Origin of the sequence: Streptomyces sp. NPDC001714, from assembly GCF_042892755.1 — a bacterium.
Lineage (GTDB): Bacteria > Actinomycetota > Actinomycetes > Streptomycetales > Streptomycetaceae > Streptomyces.
In genome coordinates, this window is the sequence record NZ_JBIAUL010000078.1 from 1 (window position 1) to 2,029 (window position 2,029).

A 2,029-nucleotide genomic window follows, 5' to 3' on the forward strand; every position below is an offset into this window, starting at 1 on the left:
CACCCGGATCAGCCACCACCCGACGCCCGAACAACTCCACAACCGACCCACACCCGAAGTCCTCCACCACCCCCTGCCCCAACCCCACCAGCCGATCGCACTCCCCCTCCGCGAGGATCCGGACATCGCGGAGCGGCGTCTCGGCGTCCTGCTCCAGAGCGGTGACCAGGTTTTCCGTGGTGGCGCACAGCAGGTCGCACACGCGCTCGGGATCGACCGGTACAACCGCGTCCACGGTCACGGTGAACCCGGTGCCGATGTCGTCGACTGCCGCGACCAGGGGGTAGCTGGTGCGGTTGCGGGAGTAGACCGTGCTGATGCCTTGGGCGGACGCCTCGCCGTCCTGGGCGGAACGCCGACTGTGCCTGAAGTTGAAGATCGATGTGAACAGCGGGGCCGGCGCCGTCACTCCGCTCATCTGCTGGGCCAGGGCCAGCACCGCGTGCTCGTGCGCCATGAGGTCCGCCAGCTGGGAGTGCATCCCGGTGACGGCGGCCGCCACGCCGGTCGCGGAGACGTCGACGCGCACGGGCAGTGTGTTGATGAACGGTCCGGGTACGCGATCGGCGCCGACATTCATGCGTCCCAGCAGGACCGTACCGAACACCACGTCGTCATGGCCCGCCGCCGTCGCCAGCACCCGGGCCCACGCCACGTGGAACAGTGTCGCGGCGGAGACGCCGAGCACCCGCGCCCGCTCCCGTACCCGGGCGGCGAGGGCGTCGCCGAGCGTCAGCCGTCCCTGACCGACTTCCGCGCCGTCGCCGAGGACGTCCGTCAGCCCGAACGGGGCGGTCGTCTCGGTGACGTCTCCCAGCAGAGCCCTGAAGTAGTCCTCGTGCTCCTCGCGGGACGTACCCAGCCGGGCCGCGGCCACGAAGTTCCGGAACGGGAGCGGCTCCGGCAGACGGTCGGTTTCGCCGCGCAGGATGGCCGAGATGTCGTCGAGGACGACTTCCCAGCCGGTGTGGTCCTGGAGCATGTGGTGCATCTGGAAGAGCGCCAGCCAACGACCGGTTCGCGGCTCCTCGGCCACACATATCCGCATGAGCGGTGCTCGGGACAGGTCGATACGCGCGGAGGCCCGAGCCAGGAGCCCGGATATCGCGTCTTCGCCACCGTCCAGGGTCACTTCCGCCACGGGGATCTCGACTCGCCGGCACACCACCTGGACCGGTGCGCGAAGGCCCTCCGAGAGGATCGCGGTGCGGTAGATGTCGTGCCGGTTCACCACCTGCCTCAGTGCGTCGAGTACCGCGTCCAGGCGCTCTCGCGAGTCGAAGGCAACGATGCTCGGTTCCAGGTAGACGTCGTCGCCGCCGTCGGCCAGCAGGTAGTGGAAGTGCATGCCTTCCTGCAGGGGGGCCAGCGGGTAGATGTCCGCCACGTTCGCGGCACCGCCCGGGACACGGGCGCAGATCAGGTCGATCTCGTCCTGGCCGAGATCCACCAGAGACAGCATCTCCGGACGGATCTCCGTGGCATCCCGGGGAATCAGGTTCGGGGGGACCGCGACGCGCTCGGCACCGACGGCGGCCGCCATGGCAGCGGGAGTCGGGGTGGTGAAGAGGGTGCGGGCGGGCAGTTCGGTGTCGAGGAGGGTACGGACACGGTTGAGCAGCCGCGTCGCGAGCAGCGAGTGACCGCCGAGCTCGAAGAAGTTGTCGTCGGCGCCCACCCGGTCGAGACCCAGGACCTCGGCGAAGGCGGCACAGAGGATCTCCTCGGCCGGTGTGGAAGGCCGACGGTGCGACGTGCTACCGGAGGCCGGAGAGGGCAGGGCGGCGCGGTCGAGCTTGCCGTTCGGGTTGAGGGGCAGCGCATCGAGGGTCACCACCGCCGACGGCACCATGTAGTCGGGGAGGCGGGTGGCGGTGAACTCCCGCACCGCCCCCGGCAGCCGGCCGTCAGCCTCCGGTCCTGGCACGACATACGCCACCAGACGCGGATCGCCTGGGGTGTCCTCGCGGGCGATGACGGCGGCCTGGGCGACGTCGGGGTGCGCGGCCACCACGGCCTGCACCTCACC

At 70.3% G+C, this 2,029-nt stretch carries 1 protein-coding gene; it reads right to left on the reverse strand.

The window, feature by feature from the left end:
- On the reverse strand, nucleotides 1-2,014 hold a 2,014-nt coding region (locus ACFY0P_RS52150; protein ID WP_388929534.1), incomplete at its 3' end, for a condensation domain-containing protein.
- Between the last annotated feature and the right edge of the window lie 15 nt (nucleotides 2,015-2,029).